A 23,746-nucleotide genomic window follows, 5' to 3' on the forward strand; every position below is an offset into this window, starting at 1 on the left:
AAACTCTTCGTTGTTTAAATTGTTATATCTTATGCTCAGAATTCGTATTTATTTTCAAGTTATTGACGGTATTAATTTTTAATACTTGTACTACTTGTTGATATGTAAATCTTTCAAAGAACTCTTATTGTTACACTCGCTTTATTTTAGCGAACGTGGATGCAAAGATAAGAACTTTTATTTCATACTTCCAAATGTTTTAGGAAGTTTTTCTAAAAGTTTTTTTCATCATGTTTTGCAGTGCCGTTCTCTCTCGAATGCGGATGCAAAAGTAGTGCTTTACAACATACGCTCCAAACTTTTATGGGATTATTTTTTCAACTAAATCGTTACTGACAGACTATAATTCTGAACGACTGATCGTTACAGGCATAAAAAAATCAAACAAAGTCTCACTCTGCAACTATCCTTAAAATTCAGGCGTTATTGCCTAACTTAAGATCTTTTCAAGAACCTTCCCTATACATTATAATATGGGAATAACGAATTATAACAACAAAGCCGTTTTCTTTTTTGTTTTACTAAAAAATAAAGAGATTATTTTATGACAATAAAAAAAGTAGAAAGTATCATAGCTCCGCCTGCCCCGCATATGGTTGGAGACGGATTCAGAGTTCATAATTTCATACCGCATTTGGAACAACTAAGCAGGGAACGTATGAATCCTTTCATTCTGTTAGATTATAATGCAAAAATGGAATTCTCTCCACGTAAAGAACCGAGAGGAGTCGGAGTACACCCTCATCGTGGGTTTGAGACCGTCACAATCGTATATAAAGGAAAAGTAGCCCATCACGACAGCAGAGGCAACAGCGGCGTGATCGGCCCGGGCGATATCCAATGGATGACAGCCGCATCCGGAGTACTTCATAAGGAATATCACGAAGAAAGTTTCAGCCGGAAAGGAGGCGAATTCCACATTGTACAATTATGGATCAATCTTCCCGCCAGGGATAAGAAAGCCGATCCTAAATATCAATCTATCGAAAACAGTCAGATACCAAAAGTCGAATTATCCGATAACACAGGTCTGGTAGAAGTTATTGCAGGCAAATATCAGAATACAAACGGAATAGCATCTACTTTTACCCCGATGCATCTGTTCAATGCTAAACTAAACAAAGGTGGAAATGCTGAATTTTCATTTCCGGCAGATTACAATACTGCTATTTTAGTCGTTGAAGGTTCCGTAAAGATCAATAATAATGAATTGGTTCCAACCGATTATTTTGCTTTATTTGAAACTAAAGGAGAAACGTTCACCATCCACGCTGTAAACAAAGCTACTGTACTTATAATGAGTGGTGAACCGATCAAAGAACCTATTGCAGCATATGGTCCGTTCGTTATGAATAACGTGGCAGAATTAAAACAAGCTTACATTGATTTGGGAGCCGGCAAGTTCGGCAAACTGGACGATTAAACGACAATAATCCTAACATAAAAGCATTATCAGTTTTGAAACCATAAATATCATATTTATAAGTTTCAGAAACTGGTAATGCTTTACTTTTGACGCCCTATTACAATACATAACAAAAGAAAAACGATCATGAACACGAACAGAATCGTATTGAATGAAACATCTTACTTTGGTTCGGGATCAAGGAGTGTTATCCCTGAAGAAGTAAAAAGGAGAAACCTTAAAAAAGCATTTATCGTAACAGATAATGATCTTGTAAAATTTGGAGTAGTAAAACAGGTTACCGACATATTGGAACAGGCGGCTATCCCCTACACCACTTTTGCAGAAGTAAAACAAAACCCAACTGTTACAAATGTAAAAGCCGGCGTAAAAGCATATGCAGCATCTGCTGCCGATTTCATCATAGCCATAGGAGGCGGTTCCCCGACAGATACGGCAAAAGCAATAGGAATTATTACTAATAACCCAGAATTCTCAAATGTCGTTTCACTGGAAGGTGTAGCCAATACCAAAAACAAATCCGTTCCTATTATAGCTTTGCCAACTACGGCAGGAACAGCAGCAGAAGTAACTATCAACTATGTGATTACCGACGAAGAGAATGTCAAGAAAATGGTCTGTGTAGACCCGAATGATATTCCAGTCCTGGCAATCGTCGATGCTGAGCTGATGAGTTCCATGCCCAAATCGCTCACCGCAGCGACCGGCATGGATGCGCTCACCCATGCAATCGAAGGTTATATAACCAAAGGTTCCTGGGAAATGTCAGATATGTTTGAACTGAAAGCCATTGAAATGATTGCCCGCCATCTTCCTGCGGCCGTTGCCAACGGCCATGATCTTGAAGCGCGTAATGGTATGGCAGTAGCTCAATATATTGCAGGTATGGGGTTCAGTAACGTCGGATTAGGAGCCGTACACGGAATGGCTCATCCCCTGGGAGCTTTCTATAACATACCTCATGGAGTTGCCAATGCTTTGTTACTTCCTTATGTGATGGAATATAATATGCCTTCTTCCATTCAGAAATATAAGAAAATAGCACAAGCAATGGGATGCGACATACAAGGAATGAACGATGAAGCGGCAGCCGTCGCTGCAGTAGAATCCGTCAAACAACTATCCCTGAAAATCGGCATTCCACAGAAACTAAGCGAGATCGGAGTAAAGGAAGAAGACCTGGAACAACTGGCCCAATCAGCTTATGCAGATGTATGTACTCCCGGCAATCCGAGAGATGTTACCGTCGAAGACCTTCTTGCTCTCTACCGGAAAGCCTATATCTAACATAATAGAAAAAATAATAAATTACCGTTCCAATTTAGTTTAGTATGAACAAACACACGACAGTATTGTTTGAACAGTACGAACGAGCATTATACTAAACTAAATTTTACAATTATGGCAAAAGAAAGTGTTAAGATTCTACAGAAAAAACTAGACGTAGAAAGTTTGTTATCACAGCTTAACGCTGCATTATCAGAAGAATGGTTAGCATACTATCAATATTGGGTAGGCGCTTTGGTTGCAGAAGGTGCTATGCGTGCAAACGTACAGGCTGAATTTGAAGAACATGCCAACGAAGAGTTAGGTCATGCCAAACTATTGGCCGACCGTATCATCGAACTGGAAGGTGTTCCCGTTCTCGATCCGAAACAATGGTTCGAACTGGCCAGATGCAAATATGACGTACCAAATGACTTCGATGTTGTCAGCCTGCTAAACCAGAATGTCGCTTCAGAACGTTGCGCCATTGTCAGATACCAGCAAATTGCCGAATTTACAGATGGCAAAGACTTTACTACCTGCGAAATAGCCAAACATATCCTGGCTATGGAAGAAGAACATGAACAGGATTTGCAGGATTATCTGACAGATATTGCCAGAATGAAAAGTTCTTTCCTGAATAAGTAATACCTGGTCCGGTATAGATTACTTAAAAAAATAAACCCACTCTTTTTTTAGAAAATTGTGGGTTTATTTTTATCCAGTTTTATCTTTTCAGAAACTTAGTTGTTTTTATTTTCCCATCGGAACAAACTGCCCGCAGGAAATAAACCCCATTACTCATTGAGTTTAAATCAATAGTCACAGCAGTAGCCCCATTCACCTTTATGTTACTGTTTATACGTCCGGAAACATCAGAAATAATTACGGAACGAAGCGGAGTTTGTGACTCAACAAACAATTGGTTATTTATTATTCTACAAGTTATATCATTCACCTGTTGGATAGCACTATTATCAGTTGCCGGGCTTGAATAAAAATATAAATTGTCAATATAATAAGCACCAGGTTTATTTGATTCCAGCCGGATAGAATAAAGATTTGCCATATTAATATATTTCTGATAATCAGACAGAAGTATATCCAAAGCGTTCCATCTCTGCTCGATACTTGCCATCTTTATAGCCGGAGTTTCCAATACTCCGTCTGACAAATAGATACTAAATATTTCTGCATCAGGCGTCCATACATCCAGATGTAATTGTTCAAGGTGATCGGCCTTTAAATTATCCAAGTTGATAAACAATGAATTGGTGTTAGTCAATTTCCATGTATTATTGCCTGCTACTTTAACAACATCCACTTTAGTCGTTTGCCCCTCCTGGCTATCAAAAGAATAAGGAATGTTTGCATAAACATCACTGAAAACAGAAACAACTCTGCTTTCTGCCTGTAAAGGAGTAGGAGCAGCTACAGTAGGTCCGACTGGTTCTTCCGGTTCAGATGGTTCTTCTCCCTCACTTTCTTCATAAAAATAAATATGATCAAGATACAGTGTCCGACCTCCGGGTGCACAGGATAAATTAATCCGGTTAATCTTCCCTTCTGTTTTAATAAGAAGTCCGGCCAAATCCATATCAAGGGCATTCCATGTATGAGGTTTTAAATCATAACTATATTCTTGTTCTACAGTATCATTACCAACCGTTATTTTCAGACTCATTCCACTTCTGGGAAATACATTCAGACAAAGACGACCTTTATCGTTCAGCTGGACAGATGTTCCCAAAGTGATATTCTGCTTATCGAAATTCTCCAGTTTTATAACTTTATTCCCTTTCACATCTTCCTCTTCTCCTTTTATGGTTAAGTCCATTTCCGGAAATGCGACAGTCTGTAAGTCGTTATTATAGAAAGAGCTAAAAACTGTAGATACATCAGATTCTTCCATTTCAGGAACAGCGGCAGCATTTATAGCCAAAGTTCCTTTTTTTATAGAGATGTTTTTGAATGTAAAAGTTCCTGTTCCCTTTCCTCCCATATCTAAAGTAAAACGTGCAGCATCATCCGTATCCCTCAACATAGTAAAAGTATAAGAATATGTCTCCTCCTGCTGTTTGGCAGAGAAAGATAAGTTTGGTCCATAGGGAATATAAGCGGTACCATTTTTCCCGATATAATTTGAAAAAGTGAAACCTTCAGTATCTCCGCTGACAGTAAATGTGACTGTATATACCGCTCCCATTTCAAGGCTGGTGAGTAAAATCGGTTGAACGTCCCAAGAATTTTCACCACCATTAATGATAGAAACTTTCAGCTCACCATCATCCCAAGAGTTAATCCAATGACTTGTTTGGTTAATCCAACCGGTGTTCCAGTTGCTACCTTTATCTATATTGCTGTCATAGACGGTTTCGCTCCCAACAATATGCAAATCCATTGGTTTTTTCGGAATTTTATTTGTAAATAAAGCATCCAATAAATGCTGACGGAATTGTCCGGTGGCAACGTCATAAATTCCAAAGTCAGTTCCAAAATCCCAATAGGCATAACTGTAACCATACCGCTCAATCGTACGTGTGACAAAGGTAGTCCAGAGCAGGCGCGAATCCAGATCCGCTTTGTCATACGTACCGAACTCACCGATGTGGACAGGGATATTATTGTTTTTCGCAGAAAAATCTCTGATAAGGTTAAAATCATTTATTACGGCCTCCCTATCACTCTGTGAATCATACCACTTATATCCTACCGGAGGATTACCGGACCATTCAGCCCCCTGATGAGTAAACGGCATTGGATTATAATAATGGACTGTCAAAATAAGATGATTATCCTGTGGAAGTATTAATCCATCCAATCCATTGACCGTTCCCCAATCTGTCGTACCAACCATTATGGCCCGATTCGGATTCGTTATTCGTATGGTATTTATAGCTTTTTCCAGCAATTCGTTCCATAGCGCAACCGTCATATTATCTCTGGGTTCATTGAGTATTTCGAAGACTAAATCCTCCGGATAATTCTGGAAATACTCAGCAATTTGAGCCCACAAAACAAGGAAACGCTCCATTTCTTTCGCCTGTTCATTTCCCGATAACTCCATTAAAGGGTTATAATGATGCATGTTGATGACGAGCTTTAAATCGGCAGCAAGAATCTTATCAATGGCAGCTTTAATTTTAAGCATAAACGCTTCATCAATATTATAAGGCTTTTCATTCATACTTCTGCCGTCATTATCCCAACGGATGGGCAGACGAACATGTGTAAATCCTTGTTCTTTTACCATCGCAACGTAAGCATCATTCCATACCAGATTCGATTGGTCATAGATATTCCCTAAATTGATCCCTTTTCCCAACTTCTTATTCAGATTCTCAATCGGAGAAGGAGTGAATAGTTCCTTTTTCTTGAAGAAATAAATATTATCAATAAAGAAAGTCTTTTCATTTCCATCTTCAAGAGATAGATAATGAACTTCTTCCAAAGGCACATCTGTAAACTCTGATAATGCAATATTTATACGGTTCCATTCGTTCGAAACAAGCGTTAGAGGAATAGAATGTTTAGTCCCGCCATCAAGCGTAATGCTCAAAGATATTGCATCCGGCGAATAGACATCGATATGCAAAGAATCCATTCCCGAAAGATTGACGTTTCCTAGTTTAAGAGGGAATTGATTTGTTTTCGTTAACTGGTAAATGGAGTTATTACCCTGCCGAACAATTGCATCTATAGTGCTTTGCTCCCAATCAGCAATTTCGGGATAGCCATCCGAAAGTCCGTTTTCATAAGCATCGCTGAATACAGAAATTACATTCGCCGGATTTAATTGCACGGGAGGAAGATAAGCCATGTGTTCCGGGGCACCTTCTACGGGAATGATATCTTCATCATTATAAAAATAGATATGATCCAAATAGATCGTATTATTACTGCTTCCGGTATGGATTTGAATTGTACTTATTTTACGCTCTGTATCTTCCAGGAAATCATCGATATCAATATCAATAGTATGCCATTCATTGGCAGCCAGATTATATTCCGGTGTTTCAAATTCGATATTTTCCGCATTGCCTATCCTATTATCATAAAGCATCAATGTTACTTTAAAAGCCGGAATGGCATTTCCCGCATACACATCTAAATGAAATTTGTTGTTATCTCCAATTTCCAGTATTTGATTATTGAGATTATACTGGATTGCACCCGTATTAAACCCGTATAATTTAAGCAATTCATTACCTTCATTATCTTCTTTTTTTGAAACATTATATTTTCCTCCCCACTCTAAAAAGACTACTTCAGTGCCTGTTCCATATTTAGTGCTATAGAAATTAACGACATTGGCGGCGGAGCGTTCCGGTATTAAAGCAGCCGGTATTTCCATCGGTTCATTTGCTTCTGTAGAAAAATAGATATTGTCAAGATAAGCAGTAACTCCAACGTCATCACCTTGCACGCTTAATAGCATAGAAGCAGTTGTTTGGAGCGCCTCGTCTCCTTTAACACGAGCAAATTCGCTTAAAGGGATTTGGATGGAATGCCATTTTCCCTTTTTATATGTTTTATTACTGGTAAACTCATAATCCGTGTTACCTGACGGATATAATTTTATTCCTACAGTACTGACATCCTTGCTAAAAAAAGCATCTATATTTATGTATGTAGCCGTCGATAAGTCGGCAGGTGAATTATAAAAAGTCAATGGATGGTAATCGAAATTCGATAATTTAACAAGATTAAAGCCATCCTCAGTCTGTGCTAATGAAGGTGTTGTCTTTTCATCCCCCCACTTGTCATAAATATTAAAACTATTATTTGTTTTACTATAGTGACTGCCAAAAATCGGAATCACTTTCTCTATCGGGAGCGCATAGACAATATCACTGGCCCTATCCGGTTCAGTTACTCCGGCTGCATGTATATCTGTAAATCCGGTAAATAATCCCCATATAAATACTAACTTAATAAATAAATCCCTTTTCATCATGTAATTAAATAAAGTTCGACTTTGACTGATATTCAAAAAAATTAAATAGAAAACAATTGGTTTTGAAACTATAAGAGGTCGGTTTGTGGCACTGTTCTAAAATTCAGTTACAAAGATAATTAAAAGCCGACCGAAGTCGGTATATCGGGCTGACGGATTAATTTCTTTTAATCCTTATTAAGGATATTGGCTGGCAAAAATATTTTCGACAGGATGCTTTATTGCCCCATCTGCCGCAAAAGCTGCATGTTACAAATCGTTATCACTTTCCTGTCTATAGAAATAATCCCCTCCTGCTCCATCTCCGCCAATGCACGCGCCAACGAAGGACGGGTCACGCCAAATGAATCGGCTATCTCCTGCTGAGTATCGGTCAGATGAATCACCGCAGACGACGCGTCCGGCAATTTATGAAGCAAATAATCCGCTATCTTATTCTTTATATTCTTCAGAGACAAGAACATAATTTTGTCACTCAGGAAATGGCTCCTGCCGGATATCAGCATCAGGAAGTTTTGAAGAAGCTGCCTGTTCTGCTGCATCCACACGGTAAAATCATCCCGGTGGATAAATAAAATCTCCGATGGCTCCACGGCGATGATATTTACCGGCAAATTGTTTTTCGGAGCATATAAAAAAGCGGGGGCTAACAACTGAGCCGCTTCCAATTCCTCAATAACAACGAGTTTACCCGCATCATTCACCATCTGTCCCTGCAAAAGCCCGTTCAACACAATCATCAGATAATTGCATGGCGTTCCCTGCAAAGCGATAATGTCCTTTGGGCGGTAAGATGCGACCCGGTAAGCCGTCGTTTCCAACAAACCGGAGATGTCTGACTCCGGGATATTCCGGAATAATATGGATTTAGAAAGAATTGCTATCATATTCATTTATATATACAGGCTTATTCAATTATATATACAGGCAAATATACTAAAAGATACGGAGGAAACCTTATTTTCCTGCAAAGGCAAGTTGTTACCGACGCTGTCGGCAAAATAATCGACGACGTCGGCAAAGCTTTCGACAGCGTCGGCAATATTGTCGAGGACGTCGGCAACAGCTTACATCAGCAGATAAATAAAATGACATAGGAACCGATACATGTTTCCCCCGTGTCCAAATGAAAGTATGACCGCGTTTATCAAAGAAATATCCGCGTTTGTAACATTTGGTACAATATAAGAAACTAATCTGTCCTACTTTTGTTTCCAGAATAATATAAACCAATAAATTATAGAATAATATGGATGCAAAAATGTTTTGTTTTCAGTGTCAGGAAGCTGCGAAAGGTACCGGTTGTACCATCAAGGGTGTCTGCGGGAAGGATGATGAAACGGCCAACCGGATGGACCTGCTTTTATTTGTCACCAAAGGTGTTTCTGTTGTGGCTACTCTGTTACGGAATGCCGGAGTAGAAGTTCCCGCGCATATCAACCGTTTCGTTGTCGATGCGCTCTTTTCAACTATAACAAATGCGAACTTCGATATAGAGAGTATTACCGGCCGGATTGTCAACGGCTTGAAATTTAGGGAGCAGCTAAAAGAAGAGGCCGCCGGACACGGCATCGAACTGCCGGTCATCGATGAACTGGTCTGGAAAGGCGATGAAAGTACTTTCGAAGGAAAAGCCCTTACGGTCGGTGTGTTGCGTGAAGCCAATCCCGATATCCGTTCCCTGAAAGAACTCATCATCTACGGCTTAAAGGGAATGGCAGCTTATGTCGAACATGCCGACAATCTGGGATTCGAGGAAAAGGATTTACATGCTTTCATACAGCATGCTCTCGCCGAAACTCTGCGGAAAGACCTTTCGGCCGAACAATTGACGGCACTTGTATTGGAAACCGGAAGTTACGGTGTAAAAGCAATGGCGTTACTCGACAAGGCCAATACCAGCAGTTACGGTAATCCGGAGATTACACAGGTGAACATCGGTGTACGCAACAATCCGGCTATTCTGATTAGCGGCCATGACCTGAAAGATATGGAAGAGCTGCTTGCACAAACGGAAGGAACCGGAGTCGATGTATATACGCATAGCGAAATGCTTCCGGCCAACTATTACCCGGCTTTCAAGAAATACAAACACTTTGTCGGCAACTACGGAAATGCCTGGTGGAAACAACGGGAAGAGTTCGAGAGCTTCAACGGGCCAATCCTGTTCACGACCAACTGCATCGTTCCGCCACTGGAAGGAGCTTCTTATAAAGACCGTGTGTATACAACCAACTCGACAGGCTTTCCGGGATGGAAACATATTCCGTCAAGGGAAGACGGCAAGACAAAAGACTTCTCGGAAATCATAGCCCATGCCAAACGATGTGACGCGCCCAAAGAAATCGAGCACGGACAGATCACCGGAGGATTTGCCCATAATCAGGTTATGGCGTTGGCCGACAAGGTGATCGATGCCGTTAAGAGCGGTGCAATCCGTAAATTCGTCGTGATGGCCGGCTGCGACGGACGAATGAAAAGCCGTAACTACTATACGGAGTTCGCCAGCGAACTGCCTTCCGACTGCGTAATCCTGACAGCCGGTTGTGCCAAATATCGTTACAATAAACTGCCGCTCGGCGACATCGGCGGCATTCCCCGCGTGCTGGATGCCGGACAATGCAACGACAGTTATTCATTAGCCGTTATCGCCATGAAGTTGCAGGAGGCTTTCGGACTGGAAGATATCAATGAGCTGCCAATTGTTTACAACATTGCGTGGTATGAACAGAAGGCGGTTATCGTCCTGCTGGCGTTGCTGAGCCTGGGCGTTAAGAACATTCACCTGGGACCGACGTTGCCGGCATTTCTTTCACCGAACGTGGCGAAGGTACTGGTTGAAAACTTCGGCATCGGAACCATCAGTACCGTGGATGAAGATATAGAAAAGCTAATTCTTGCCTGATATTTTAACTAAACTTTGTATATTCGCAACCAAATGCAATCATTTATGGTTATAACATAAAAAAGGCGAATATGTATGGGAAAGTTTTTACAAGAATTTAAACAGTTTGCCATGCGCGGCAACGTCGTTGACATGGCTGTCGGTATCATCATTGGTGGTGCTTTCGGAAAAATCGTATCTTCGGTCGTTGGAGATATTATCATGCCTGCCGTAGGGTTACTGGTGGGTGGTGTCAACTTTACCGATTTGAAAATCGTGCTGAAACAGGCGGTTATGGAAGGCGATAAAGTCATTACGCCTGCCGTCACAATCAATTACGGGAATTTTATACAGGTGACTTTCGACTTTATCATTATCGCGTTCGCTATCTTTATGATGGTAAAAGGGATGAATGCCCTGAATAAAAAGAAAACGGAAGAAGCGCCTGCCGCCCCTCCCGCTCCGCCAGCCGATGTTCAGTTGCTGACTGAAATACGTGACTTACTGAAAGAAAAGAAATAAAGAAAAACCTTATCCGTAAGGTTTCCTGAATAACAGGGAAGCGTGTCAAAACAGAGGTCAGCCTCTTTTTGACACGCTTCTGTTTTCAGGCACCAATCGCTTCCGTCTCATCCGGTTTCGGGAACAGACGGGAGCTCAGTGCCTGCAATGCACGCGTTTTATCGGCAGACTTCATCACCAGGGAGACATTGCTGCTGCTTCCCCCGTAAGAAATCATCCGCACGGGAATGTCTTTCAACGCATCTATGATTCTTGCCTCGAAGCCGACGTTCTGCCATTCAAGGTCGCCCACCACACAGACGATTACCATATCCTTTTCGACACTGATTGTTGCATATTTCTCCAGGCAGCCTACTATTTCCTGCAAATGTTCGGGATTGTCGGTCGTCACGGAGATGCCTATGTCGGAGGTCGTCACCATATCGACGGCCGTTTTGTAGCGGGCGAATGTATCGAACACCGTGCTCAGGAACTTATGAGGCGGCAGGATATTCAACGACTTCATTTTGATGAAGACGATATTGTCTTTCGCTGCTACCGCCTTGATTCTGCCCTTCTCCGCGGTATTCGAGATTAATGTTCCGGGAGCATCGGGTTGCAGGGAGTTCAGCAGGCGGACCGGAATATTGCTTTCCTTTGCCGGGCGGATGCAAAAAGGATGGAGTATCTTCGCTCCGAAATAAGCGAGCTTCGCCGCCTCTTCAAAGTTAAGCTGGCGGACAGGAGCGGTATGGTTTACTACGCGCGGGTCGTTGTTATGCATACCGTCGATGTCCGTCCATATCTGTATTTCACGGGCATGGACGGCCACTCCGATCAGGGAAGCACTGTAATCGCTTCCTCCGCGTTGCAGGTTATCTGTCTCGCCGTATGCGTTCCGGCAGATGAAACCCTGGGTGATAAAGATATCCGTGTCCGGGAAGCGGGACAGCAGTTTTCCGAGATGCTCTTCGATGTAGGACATATCCGGCTCACCGTCGGCATTTATCCGCATAAAATCGAGGGCCGGAAGCAATGCCGACTTCATTCCCTGCTCTTGCAGGTAAAGATGCATCATGCCCGTGGAAATCAATTCACCCTGCGCCAGCACCACCTTTTCATCGAAGACGGTAAAAGGTGTACCGGCAAACGCCCAAATTTCATTGAAACGTTCCGTTACCAGTTCCAGCGCCTTTTCCTTATAGGCGACAGAGGTATATAAATCCTCGATATGGCCGGCATAAGCCTGTTCAAGACGGGTAATGATTTTATTGGCCTCATCGACCTCCTTGCGATAGAAACAACGAGTGATGTCGACCAGCGAATTAGTTGTTCCGGCCATCGCCGATAAGACGACAATTTTAGGTTCACCGCCGGATATAATGGATACGACGTTCTTCATCCGTCGGGCCGAGCCGACAGATGTACCGCCAAATTTTAATACTTTCATGATTGTTTACTGTGTTTTCTTACTTATTATCAGACATTAAATGAAACGATAAAGGTACTGCCCTTTCCTATCTCGCTTTCCACGCGAATGGTTCCGCCATGAGCTTCGACGAAGTCCTTGCTGATAGCCAGTCCGAGGCCGCTACCCTGCACTTTCGTACCGGGAACGCGGAAGTAACGGTCGAAGATACTCTGGTGGTAACGCGGGTCGATGCCCTTGCCGAAATCGCGGACGAATATCTCCACGACTTTGCCTTCCTGCCGGGCACCGATGATGATGCGTCCGTTTTCCGGCGTGTAGTGGATGGCGTTCGACAAAAGGTTTGTCAGGACCCAGGCTATCTTTTCGCTGTCGACAAAGAGTTTGGAGATTTTCTCCGGATACTCGACCTCTATATGGCAGCCGAAACGCTCCGCCTGCACACGGTTCGCCTTGATGGCATAGTCTATCAGTTCGATTGGCTTGGTGATTTTCGGGTTCAGTTGCAGTTTTCCGGTTTCCACCTGCGTCATCTTGAGCAACTCGCCGGTTATTTCGAGCAGGCGGTCGCTGCTTTCCTTGATGCTTTCGGCAAGCGCCTTCTGTTCGTTGTTCATATCGCCTACCCGCTGGTCTTCCAGGAGTTTGAGGCTCATCATGATGGCTGAAATAGGTGTTTTCAGTTCATGAGAGATGGTCGAAATGAAGGTCGTCTTTGCCGAATCCAGTTCCTTGAACTCGGTGATGTTTTTCAGGAGGATAACGTCGCCGACGTATTGGCTGACGTCTTTCTGCCCGTCCGTCAAATGGATGGGAATGTATTGCACCTTGAAATAACTTTCTTTGTTATCAGCATAAATTTTGAGCGGTTCCTTCTTTTCGTCGGGTTGCACCAGTTCGCGCACGAGGCGTCGCAGGAGATCGTTTTTCAGCGCCAGTTCGGCAGCAGACTTGCCGATGACATTTTCACGTTTCAGATTGAGGATTGTCAGGGCGACATCGTTGGCGAAAAGTATTTTACGGTTCCCGTCCAGTCCGATGATCGGCTCGGTGATGCTGTTGACGATGGCTTCGATGTATTTTTTCCCCTGGATAATATCCGCCAGCGTACTTTTACGATATTCGGTCAGCCGTTCCGCCATCCGGTTGAAGGAGTTGGCGACGGCGGCGAACTCTTCATATTTCCCAAGGTCGAGGCGCTTCTCGTAATTATGGTTAGCAATCTCCATGATACCGTCTGTCAGCTTGCGGATCGGCGTGTTGATGGACCGGGGGAGGCGGATCAGGAAGGCAAAGGCTATCAGGATGCAGGTGATGCCGAGGATGCAAATCCACAGCAAGGCTTCATGTGCCGTATGCTCCGCCACCTGGCTTTTCCGGTAGATGGAAGCCATGTTCAGGCTCATCACCTCGTTCAACGCCATGCGGACACGTTGGATGGAGGCGTCGTTCATATCCTTTTTCATGGATTCGTATTGCGTAACCAGATGGGTGGTCGCGACATTCTCGTCCACTTCCGTTATATTCTCCTTTTGCAGGTTCAGGTTCTTTTCGAACTCGGTACGCGCCACCGGGTCGGTCTTGATACGTTCGAGGGCATCCAGCATACGGCGCGAATACAGGAGCGTATTGTAATTATCCGCCAGGATATTCTGCGTATCCGCCGACATGCGGTAGATATTCTTTACCGAAAGACCGCCCAGCAGGACAATCATTGCAAACAGCAGACCTATACCATAGGTGAGCTTCGTTTTAATCTTTAGACTAACAGACTGTAACATATTATGCCAATATTATCAGGTCAATATTCATTTGCGACAAGCTATTCAGCAATTTCCGGTATTGGAAACAGGCACGGAACACGGAAACAAGCGTAAAGGCAGGCTTCCCGATGCAGACGGTCGAAATCTGCTTTTCGCGGCATACTTCGATAATACTGTCGGGGATGCTTCTGGACTGCACTTGTATGATTTCGCCTCCCAATTCAGTTGCCAGCTTGAAATGATTCGACAGGTAACGCTGGTTTGCCAACGGGATGCGGTCGATACTTTCGCGGGGCGTCTGCACGTAGAGGACAAAAAATTTCGTGTTGTAGCGGGTAGCCAGCCGGGCAGCCTTGCGGATGACCTTACGCGGCGTCTTCTCATGACTGCTGATGCAAGCCAGGAATTTTTCATGCCGGACACCTGTATTGACGGGGACCGCGCTCTCCACCTTCTTCTCGACACGTAGCGCAACCTCTTTCAGGGCAAGTTCGCGCAACTGAAGAATATTTTCAGACTTGAAGAAGTTGTTCAGCGCCGTCTGAATCTTTTCCGGCTTGTATATTTTTCCGGCTGTCAGGCGTTTCACCAGTTCGTCGGCTGTCAGGTCGATATTCACCACCTCGTCCGCCTGCTCCAGGACACTGTCGGGGATGCGTTCCTTTATCTCGATGCCGGTTATATCCTGCACGTCCTCGTTCAACCCTTCCAGATGCTGGATATTGACGGCGGTGATGACGCTGATGCCCGCCTCCAAAATGTCCGTAACGTCCTGCCAGCGCTTTTCATTCTTGCTGCCTTCGATGTTGGTGTGCGCCAGTTCGTCTACTATCACGACCTCCGGATGGATATTCAGGATAGCCTGCAAATCCATCTCCTCCACTTCTTTTCCTTTATAAAATGACCGGCGGCGCGGTATCAAAGGTAGACCTTCGACCAACGCCTCCGTTTCAACCCTGCCGTGTGTTTCCACGTAACCGACCTGCACGTCGATACCGCTCCGAAGCAATTCGTGCGCCTCCTGCAACATACGGTACGTTTTCCCCACACCGGCAATCATGCCGATGTATATCTTGAAATTTCCACGGCGGGATTTTTTCAGCAAATCTAAAAAGTGTTGTACGCTCTGTTCTCTGTCCATGAGTTGCTTGTTTCAGATTACCACGGTCTTAGCGAGATTCCAAAGACTACATGTGCATCTTCCATACGGGGATTCCAAATAGCCTGCGCAAATATAGGCAAAGAGAATGAATCGCTGAACTTTATAGTGGTACTTCCTTTCAGCGCGACGTTGGTAACTGCAAATCCGTCGTTCGTCTTCGCCCCCGTATAAACTCCGTAAGAGGTATAGGGAAGGAAACCGCAGGTGGCGGTCAGGTCGACAGTTTTCACACGAAACGGATAATTGAGTTCGACGTAGGAAGAATAGTTCTGATTGCCGTCCTCGTCCTTGTCTTGTCCGGCAAACATAGTATACCAGGCAACGGAGAGGGGAAATTTCTCCACGGGAAGCGTATAAGCCAATCCGGCCTCAAAATGATGGGCGGTTTCATGGCTTTTGAAGTTGAAGTATTTGTTCGCGCCCTGTCCGGCCCACCACAGGTCGGCGATGGATAGGGTAAGTCCGGAATTGCCGAAGGTATAGGCTGCCGTCAGGTCGATTTCCTTGTTGGCGGCACCTTCCGAAGATTTATAACCGTCGAAATCGGTCGATCCCCACGCTGTCAGGGAGAAGCCGGCGACGCTAAAAGCGAGGGTCGGCTGGAAACTTGCTCCCGTTTGATAGAACCCTCTCCAAAGATACGAACTCACAAGGTCCCCTTGCACGGTAAATGCGGCTCCGCTATCGTCTTTTTGAGCCATGACGCATGTAAAAGAGGTGAAAAACAGTAACAGAAACGCCGTTACTATGCGTTTTATGGATATATTCATTGTTTTATGCATTCTTACCAGGGTATTCATCATTCGATATATTTATTTGGGGACTACGCCGCCGATTTAACCCATAAATATTTGTTTTTATGCGTTTTTACCTAGGTATTTGCCCATAAATACGTTTATCTGATGATTTTTACCCTGCGTTTGGTATTTCGATACGATTGTTATTTATTTTTCTCTGCCTTTTCCAAAGCGATATTCAATTTCAGGACATTGACCTTCTCCGGGCCGAACAAACCTAATAATGGTCCTTCGGTATGGCTGCTCACCAGAGCCATGACGCTTTCGGGCGAGAGGCCTCGGGCCTGTGCGACACGTTGTACCTGTGCATAGGCGGCTTTCGGGGAGATATCGGGATCTAGTCCGGAAGCACTGGCGGTGACCATTTCGGCGGGCACTTCCTCACGTGTCAGATAAGGATGATGAACGAGGAAGGTGTCGATGCGGGCTTTGACTTCCGAAAGGTATTCTTCGTTGGAAGGGCCTTTGTTGCTTCCGGCGGAAGAGGAAGCGTCGTAGCCGTCGCCTGCACAAGAGGGGCGTCCCCAGAAATAGATGTCCTCCGTGAAGTTCTGGCCTACGTTTGCGGCTCCCACGATTTTGCCATCGAGTTCAAGAACTTCGGCGTTGCCTTTGTTCGGGCCTGCTACCTGTGCAAAAATCCATAAGACGAATATGTAGCAGATACTAAACAACAGACTGAATGCTATTGTCAGTTTAAATGATTTGAAAAGAGTTGATATCATACTTGTTTGTTATTTAAAATATAACCGTTAATAATATAAGTTCAATAATAAAAGCCTGTTTTACTCACCCTGTAAGGGTGATACATATTAGCCCAGGGTTCCAACCCTGGGGTTGGTAATATTTCCTTTCTTCTCTTTTACCCTGTAAGGGTAATACAAGATAAAAAAGCCAGTATTTATCTTGTCGCACCCTTACAGGGTGCTATAATAAAAGAAGAACCTAAGGATTCCCCAGGTTGAAACCTGGGGCTGATTTGTTACGCCCTTACAGGGCGAAAACGCTGGCGCCACATTGATTTGTATGTCCTTACAGGGCAAAGACGCTGGCACTATATTGATTTGTATGTCCTTACAGGGTGAAGACGCTGTCATTATACATTTTTATCTTTTATCCTATAAGGATAATTATTTACATAAACATGCTTACCACCAAATCGATCAGCTTGATGCCGACGAACGGAGCGATTATCCCTCCTACCCCATAGATGAGCAAGTTGCGGCGAAGCAGGGCAGAGGCCCCGATCGGCTTGTAAGCCACACCGCGCAATGCCAACGGAATCAGTATCGGGATGATGAGCGCATTGAAAATAACTGCACTGAGTATCGCGCTTTGCGGACTATGCAGGTGCATGATATTCAATGCTGCCAACTGTGGGATAGCGACCATGAACAAAGCCGGCACGATGGCAAAATACTTGGCAACATCGTTTGCGATACTGAATGTGGTCAGCGTTCCGCGCGTCATCAACAACTGTTTACCGATTTCAACGATTTCGATGAGCTTGGTCGGGTCGTTGTCGAGGTCCACCATATTTCCGGCCTCCTTGGCTGCCTGCGTACCGCTGTTCATGGCAACACCGACGTTTGCCTGGGCCAGTGCGGGAGCGTCGTTCGTTCCGTCACCCATCATGGCGACCAGTTTGCCGGCTTCCTGCTCCTTCTTGATATAGTTCATTTTATCTTCCGGCTTGGCTTCGGCAATGTAGTCGTCTACGCCAGCCTTTTCAGCGATATATTTTGCAGTCAGCGGGTTATCGCCTGTCACCATAACGGTCTTGACACCCATCTTGCGGAGACGTTCAAAACGTTCCTGTATTCCCGGCTTGATAATATCCTGCAACTCAATCACACCGATGATAAAATCATCCTGCGAAACAACCAGCGGCGTCCCTCCGTTGCTGGTAATCTTTTCCACCAGTTCGGCTACTTCTTCCGGATATTTATTTCCGGCAGCCTCGCTCATCCGGCGGATGGCATCGAAAGCTCCCTTGCGGATACGTGTTCCGTCTTTCAGGTCGACGCCGGAACATTTCGTTTCCGCCGTAAATTTAATCATGCGGGAACCCGACGTACTCAGGTCGCGGATGCGGACACCCTTTTCGCGTCCCAGTTCCACAATAGATTTACCCTCAGGCGTTTCGTCGGATAAGGATGCCATCAGGCAAGCCTGAACAAATGCCTGTTCGTCAATCCATTTTACAGGATAGAACTGGGTTGCCTTACGGTTGCCAATCGTGATCGTTCCTGTTTTATCGAGTAGCAGCGTGTCGATATCACCTGCCGTCTCTACAGCCTTGCCGGATTTGGTAATTACATTTGCACGCAAGGCACGGTCCATGCCGGCGATGCCGATAGCAGAAAGCAGTCCTCCGATCGTCGTCGGAATCAGGCAGACGAACAAGGAGATAAAGGCAGCAATCGTAATCTGTGTATTCGAATAATCAGCCATAGGCTTCAACGTCCCGCAAACAACCACGAACACTAACGTAAAACCTGCCAGCAGGATAGTCAACGCAATCTCATTGGGTGTTTTCTGGCGGGAAGCGCCCTCAACCAGGGCGATCATCTTATCAAGGAAACTTTCGCCTGGCTGCGTAGTCACTTTCACACGTATCTGGTCAGACAAAACTTTCGTACCGCCCGTTACCGAACTTTTATCGCCGCCTGCCTCGCGGATGACCGGGGCCGATTCGCCTGTTATGGCACTTTCGTCGATAGAGGCGAGTCCTTCGATAATCTCACCGTCGGAAGGGATGGTATCGCCTGCCTCACAGATAAAAACATCGCCTTTCTTCAGTTGCGAACTGCTGACTGTCGTGATACTGCCATTCGCACCGATTAGTTTGGCAGGTGTCTCCTCACGAGTTTTCCGTAAGCTGTCTGCCTGCGCTTTGCCGCGTGCTTCGGCTATTGCCTCGGCAAAATTGGCAAAGAGCAAGGTGACAAACAGCACAATGAAAACCAACATATTGTATCCGAACGAACCCTGCGTGTGGTCGCCCGTCGCAGCGGACCAGATGGTAACAAAGAGCATTACGAACGTGACAACCTCCACGATAAACATGATTGGATTCTTGAACATCGTCTTCGGGTTCAGCTTCACGAACGATTGCTTCAAACTTTCTATAACAAGCTCCCTGGGAAACAGGGAAGCGGCTTTATTATTTTTCATATTACTTATTCTTTTTATGTTTCGATATAAATTGTATATCTATTGACAGAGTTAATTTCATATACCGGAAAATATCAGCTAGATGCTTATAGTGCCGGGAGTAACTTCTCCCCTCTCGAGAGGGGGTAGGGGGTGTGTTAACACATATCAATAAAGCAGGCTTAAAATGCATTAACATGGAAATAGTTTAATTTATATTGAGGGTAGCATGATAAAGCCGGTTTACAGGCTGAGATATGACACACCCCCTGCCCCCTCTCAAGAGGGGAAAAAGTTACAATCAGTTTTTACTAATAAACATTCATAATTTAATAAACTGTGATACGTATTAATTCAATCAATCGTTATTAATATATCGAGAAATATTCTGCTATCGGCCCCAGCGTCAGCGCAGGGAAGAAAGACAGGGCGGCAACGATAAAGATTACGCTGAACGTCATCACGGCAAATGTGGCCGTATCTGTCTTCAATGTCCCTGCACTTTCCGGGATATATTTCTTTTGTGCCAGCAGTCCCGCAATGGCAACCTGCCCGACGATAGGAAGATAACGGCTGATAATCAGTGCCAGGCCAGTCGTGAAGTTCCAGAAATAGGTATTATCGCCCAGTCCTTCAAATCCCGACCCGTTGTTTGCCGAAGACGACGTATATTCGTAAAGCATCTCGCTAAGTCCGTGGAAGCCAGGATTATTCAGCCACCCTCCTTCCGCCTCCACAAAGGCCGGATTATATACCCAATAATAGCATGCCACCGCCGTGCCGATCAGGATAACGAACGGATGAGCCAGCGCCACAATCGTCGCAATCTTCATCTCGCGTGCCTCCACTTTCTTTCCCAGGAACTCAGGCGTGCGCCCGACCATCAACCCGCTGATAAAGACAGCGATAATCAGGAAAGCGTAATAATTCATGAATCCCACGCCTACACCGCCGAACCAGGTATTAATCTGCATATTCAACATCTCCATCATTCCCGACAGCGGCATCGTGCTATCATGCATACCATTCACCGAACCGTTGGAAGTCACCGTCGTCGTGCAACTCCACAAAGCGGTGGCAGCCGGACCGAGGCGGGTTTCCTTTCCTTCCATGGCACCGGCCTGCTGGTCGATTCCCATAGCCGAGATCATCGGGTTCCCCTTCGTTTCATAGTATGTATTGATGCCGACACTCACGAGGTAGGCAAACAGCATCACCCCGAATATCGAATAGGCAAGTTTCTTCCGTTTCAGATAAAATCCCAATGCAAACACCATCGCCATCGGCAGTATAAGGATGGACCAACATTCCACCATATTCGTCAGGTAAGACGGGTTTTCCAGCGGATGCGAAGAGTTAACCCCATAGTAACCACCACCATTCGTTCCCAACTGTTTGATAGGGATGATTGCAGCAGCCGGACCTTGCGAAACAAGTTGTTCCTGTCCTTCCAACGTCGTCAGCTTCATCTTGCCGTCGAATCCCATCGGCGTACCTTCTATAATCAGAATAAAACCAACCACCAACGCCAACGGCAGCAGGATACGTGTACAGCTCTTCATCATCAGATTCCAGAAGTTACCGATCGTATTAGTCGATTTCGATGCCATCGCCTTGAAAACTCCCGCCAGGGCCGCCATACCCGTTGCCGCCGTAATAAACTGGAAGAGCATGATGACAAACAACTGTGTAAAATAAGTCAACCCGCTCTCGCCGCTGTAATGCTGCAAGTTACAGTTCACCATGAAACTGATACAGGTATTAAACGACAGGTGCGACGACTGGCTCGCATTGCCGTCGGGATTCAACGGCAGGTACTGCTGGAAATACAGTAGGAACATTCCCCAGAAAAACCAAAACAGATTAATGGTCAGCAATGCTTTGAGGAAACTCTTCCAACTCATTTCCACGTTCGGGTCGATGCCGCACAGTTTAAAAATCCATCTTTCCACCGGGGCGATGAAGTCCAGGCAGGTCTTCTCCCCTTTATAAACTTTTGCAATGTACTTCCCCAGCGGGTAGGCCAGCACGACCATGAGTACTATTTGCGCGATGCTACCTAATAATTCCGTATTCATCTTTTTACCTTCATATTTGTTTAAAACTTTTCGGGCTTAATCAACACATACATCAGATACCCGAAGATAATCAGGCAGAGTATAAACAGTGCTACGAACATATCTCTCCTCCTTCCTTTAAATCTTTTCGAACCAATCTACACACTTGAAAAAAAACCAGTAGCAAAGGCTACCTACCGCACATAAAAAAATAAATGATACAATTTCATTCTCTAACATAGCTTTGTCTTTTAATCGTTTATACAAATCATTTTGCCCTTCTATATGCCAAAGCCGTGCCAAAGCGGAGGCAACAACCCGTTAAGAACTGTATCACAAATACTTATCAGAAAAACGCAGTGTAACGCCGGAAGAGGCAACCCTTCCATTTTGAAAAGGTCAGCCTGTCAAAACGGTAAAGTATACTAAAACGGAAAGATGAAAAAGAGAGTGCGGGAATAGAAAAAAAGCCCCGGAAATACCGATTATTTCCGGGGCTTAGAATGATTTAAGTAATCTATGTCTCATGACATATACGGTTACGTAAGACCTCACGGCCTGAGGTTATTGGAGGTCATCGCACGGTAATGGTCGATACGCGCATTCCACCATGTGAAAAGCTCTGCATAACTTTCATCACCGTCGACCCTTTCCAGTGCATTCAATTTTTCCACCAATATATTATAAGACGCCTCATAGGCGAGGCGCGTTGTTCCGCTATTTCCTTTTCCGGTTTTTCCGGAGTGTTCTTTATAATGTTTCAATGTCAGCTTCTCACAAATGTCGTTCACCCTTTTAAGTTCATCCGTCCAATTACCCAATTCCAGCAGGGCGACTTCCCTTTTATATTCATCCGAGGCCAGCGTCTGCAAGAAATTGTCTATAAAATTTGTCTGATTGTCAAACGACAGCTTCTGCACCCTTAAAAACGAATCGGCAAGGGGCTTTAGATGCGTGGCGGCATTTATTCTTACTATATCGAAATGCCTCAGATAGTTTTTTATCTCAATAACTATGGCAATATGAAGGCTCTGACGCTGCTGGCTGACTCTCTTCATCTGTTCCGTATAAGCATTTTTAGGTATATAGATGACAGAATCATTGAATGCTTGCAACTTCGCTTTATAATCAGAGAATACATCGTTTATCCCAAAAACATCGGCACCTTTAATGTCAATAATTATTTCTATCTCATGCCCGAAACTCAGACTATCCCTGTTACTCAACTGTGTTCTCGTTTCAAACGGCTGTATCTTTATCATAGAAATGAATATTTTAATTGATAATATAATAATAAAAGGTGTGGATTCATTCATGAAAGCACGATTTCCCCGCCACAGTCCCCCGGTATTTATATCCGGGGAACTCCAAAGTGCGAGGCTCTTCAAAAATAAGTTTGAAGAGGGGTTACTTTCAGTTTTATCTCACGACCAACTGATTTACAAGCGAATTTATTCTATTTATCCCTTCTCCGCCCATTTAAGGACGTCCGAAGGATTCCCTGATTGCATTCTCTTCATATACATCAGACCTGTATTATAGCCCGTTTAAGGGTCCGGTTTCTTTTTTATTCATATTTATTAACACCAAAATGACTAGATATAACGACCCTTTTTTCTAGTCACCTGCAAAGTAAATGAAAATAAATTTACCAACAAATCTTCTACACCGAAAAATGAATGAAAATCATTGATTATTTTATTCTTATGGTTGGTGAAAAGGCATAAACAGTCATTTTCAAAGAAGTGTTTAAAAGTGACTAGAAAAAAGGGTCGATTAATTTAGTCATTCATATTTAACACCTTTTCCTATTGTTTTTCAGCTCTCACAACACCTCTTATACGACTATAATTAACACACCTTTCAGGCAAAAATATCCTATTGGCGTTCACATAATTTTACAGCTAAATCATTCCCCTGGCGGGGAACAAAAAAATAAAGCCCCGGTATATATAGGGCCCGGGGCTTTAATAATAGTAAAGGTAGCCTATATCTCACGACATATCTGGCTACAGCAGGTCTCACGACCTAATAACTTAAAATCTAAAAAAATATTATTCGGTAAATTGGTAAGGTACGGTGAACCAGAAACAGGTACCTCTGTCTATTTCCGAATCCACCCATATCCTACCACCTAGCTTATGAACAATCATTTCACATATACTCAGGCCTAAACCGCTTCCCTGAATAAATGTATTCAGCTTTGTGAAACGATGGAATATTTCTTTCATATTCTTATGTTTTTAGCAAAAATTTTCCGATAAAATAGGAGAATAAAATTCATCCCTTTTGATAACGGCGAACATTCTCGCCACAAGTTTTGCCCGTAAAGCATTGATAATGGTCAT

16 protein-coding genes and 1 pseudogene are annotated in these 23,746 nt (G+C 44.1%); 5 read left to right on the top strand and 12 right to left on the bottom strand.

Annotation, left to right across the window (positions count from 1 at the left end; translation table 11 throughout):
• The first annotated feature begins 544 nt into the window (after positions 1-544).
• From NBH15_RS26500 to NBH15_RS26510, 3 genes are all read left to right on the top strand, one after another.
• Positions 545-1,423: a pirin family protein gene (locus NBH15_RS26500; protein ID WP_128135201.1), complete on the top strand. Its 879-nt coding sequence runs from the start codon at positions 545-547 to the stop codon at positions 1,421-1,423.
• 129 nt (positions 1,424-1,552) lie between these two features.
• Positions 1,553-2,713 carry a lactaldehyde reductase gene (fucO, locus tag NBH15_RS26505; protein ID WP_244050200.1) on the top strand — a complete coding sequence of 387 codons (1,161 nt, stop codon included), beginning with the start codon at positions 1,553-1,555 and terminating at the stop codon, positions 2,711-2,713.
• Between the two features lie 114 nt (positions 2,714-2,827).
• A complete protein-coding gene (locus NBH15_RS26510; protein ID WP_007659478.1) occupies positions 2,828-3,340 on the top strand; it encodes a ferritin-like domain-containing protein in 513 nt (170 codons plus the stop codon).
• A gap of 79 nt (positions 3,341-3,419) precedes the next feature.
• Here the strand turns inward: NBH15_RS26510 and NBH15_RS26515 are convergent, their stop codons facing one another.
• Positions 3,420-7,649 (bottom strand): cellulase family glycosylhydrolase, encoded by a 4,230-nt coding sequence (locus NBH15_RS26515; protein ID WP_250824000.1) that lies wholly within the window; start codon positions 7,647-7,649, stop codon positions 3,420-3,422.
• Between the two features lie 218 nt (positions 7,650-7,867).
• Entirely contained in the window at positions 7,868-8,536 is a 669-nt protein-coding gene (locus NBH15_RS26520; protein ID WP_250824001.1) for a Crp/Fnr family transcriptional regulator, read from the bottom strand.
• Positions 8,537-8,898: 362 nt separating this feature from the next.
• On the opposite strand from NBH15_RS26520, the gene hcp reads away from it, so the two are divergent.
• A complete protein-coding gene (gene hcp, locus NBH15_RS26525) occupies positions 8,899-10,554 on the top strand; it encodes a hydroxylamine reductase (protein ID WP_250824002.1) in 1,656 nt (551 codons plus the stop codon).
• A 75-nt stretch (positions 10,555-10,629) separates the two neighbouring features.
• Positions 10,630-11,055: a large-conductance mechanosensitive channel protein MscL gene (gene mscL, locus NBH15_RS26530; RefSeq protein ID WP_007659472.1), complete on the top strand. Its 426-nt coding sequence runs from the start codon at positions 10,630-10,632 to the stop codon at positions 11,053-11,055.
• Positions 11,056-11,140: 85 nt separating this feature from the next.
• On the opposite strand, the gene NBH15_RS26535 is transcribed toward mscL, so the two are convergent.
• The 10 genes and pseudogenes from NBH15_RS26535 to NBH15_RS26575 form a co-directional block, all read right to left on the bottom strand.
• A complete protein-coding gene (locus NBH15_RS26535) occupies positions 11,141-12,484 on the bottom strand; it encodes an aspartate kinase (protein WP_250824003.1) in 1,344 nt (447 codons plus the stop codon).
• A 29-nt stretch (positions 12,485-12,513) separates the two neighbouring features.
• A complete protein-coding gene (locus NBH15_RS26540) occupies positions 12,514-14,244 on the bottom strand; it encodes a HAMP domain-containing sensor histidine kinase (RefSeq protein ID WP_128135205.1) in 1,731 nt (576 codons plus the stop codon).
• 1 nt (position 14,245) lies between these two features.
• Entirely contained in the window at positions 14,246-15,367 is a 1,122-nt protein-coding gene (locus NBH15_RS26545) for a sensor protein KdpD (protein ID WP_128135206.1), read from the bottom strand.
• A 17-nt stretch (positions 15,368-15,384) separates the two neighbouring features.
• Positions 15,385-16,089: a TorF family putative porin gene (locus NBH15_RS26550; protein WP_233567477.1), complete on the bottom strand. Its 705-nt coding sequence runs from the start codon at positions 16,087-16,089 to the stop codon at positions 15,385-15,387.
• Positions 16,090-16,328: 239 nt separating this feature from the next.
• Positions 16,329-16,910: a K(+)-transporting ATPase subunit C gene (locus tag NBH15_RS26555; RefSeq protein WP_128135207.1), complete on the bottom strand. Its 582-nt coding sequence runs from the start codon at positions 16,908-16,910 to the stop codon at positions 16,329-16,331.
• Between the two features lie 409 nt (positions 16,911-17,319).
• Positions 17,320-19,362 (bottom strand): potassium-transporting ATPase subunit KdpB, encoded by a 2,043-nt coding sequence (gene kdpB / locus NBH15_RS26560; protein WP_128135208.1) that lies wholly within the window; start codon positions 19,360-19,362, stop codon positions 17,320-17,322.
• A 347-nt stretch (positions 19,363-19,709) separates the two neighbouring features.
• Positions 19,710-21,419, bottom strand: coding sequence for a potassium-transporting ATPase subunit KdpA (gene kdpA, locus NBH15_RS26565; protein ID WP_250824004.1), 1,710 nt, complete (start codon positions 21,417-21,419; stop codon positions 19,710-19,712).
• 20 nt (positions 21,420-21,439) lie between these two features.
• Positions 21,440-21,520 (bottom strand): potassium-transporting ATPase subunit F, encoded by an 81-nt coding sequence (locus NBH15_RS29450; protein ID WP_118318664.1) that lies wholly within the window; start codon positions 21,518-21,520, stop codon positions 21,440-21,442.
• 429 nt (positions 21,521-21,949) lie between these two features.
• On the bottom strand, positions 21,950-22,660 hold the full coding sequence (locus NBH15_RS26570; protein ID WP_128135210.1) for a DUF6261 family protein: 711 nt from the start codon (positions 22,658-22,660) through the stop codon (positions 21,950-21,952).
• A gap of 792 nt (positions 22,661-23,452) precedes the next feature.
• A pseudogene (locus tag NBH15_RS26575) lies at positions 23,453-23,626 on the bottom strand (ATP-binding protein); the annotation flags it as partial.
• Positions 23,627-23,746 lie beyond the last annotated feature (120 nt).

Source organism: Parabacteroides caeci (assembly GCF_023656795.1).
GTDB lineage: Bacteria > Bacteroidota > Bacteroidia > Bacteroidales > Tannerellaceae > Parabacteroides > Parabacteroides segnis.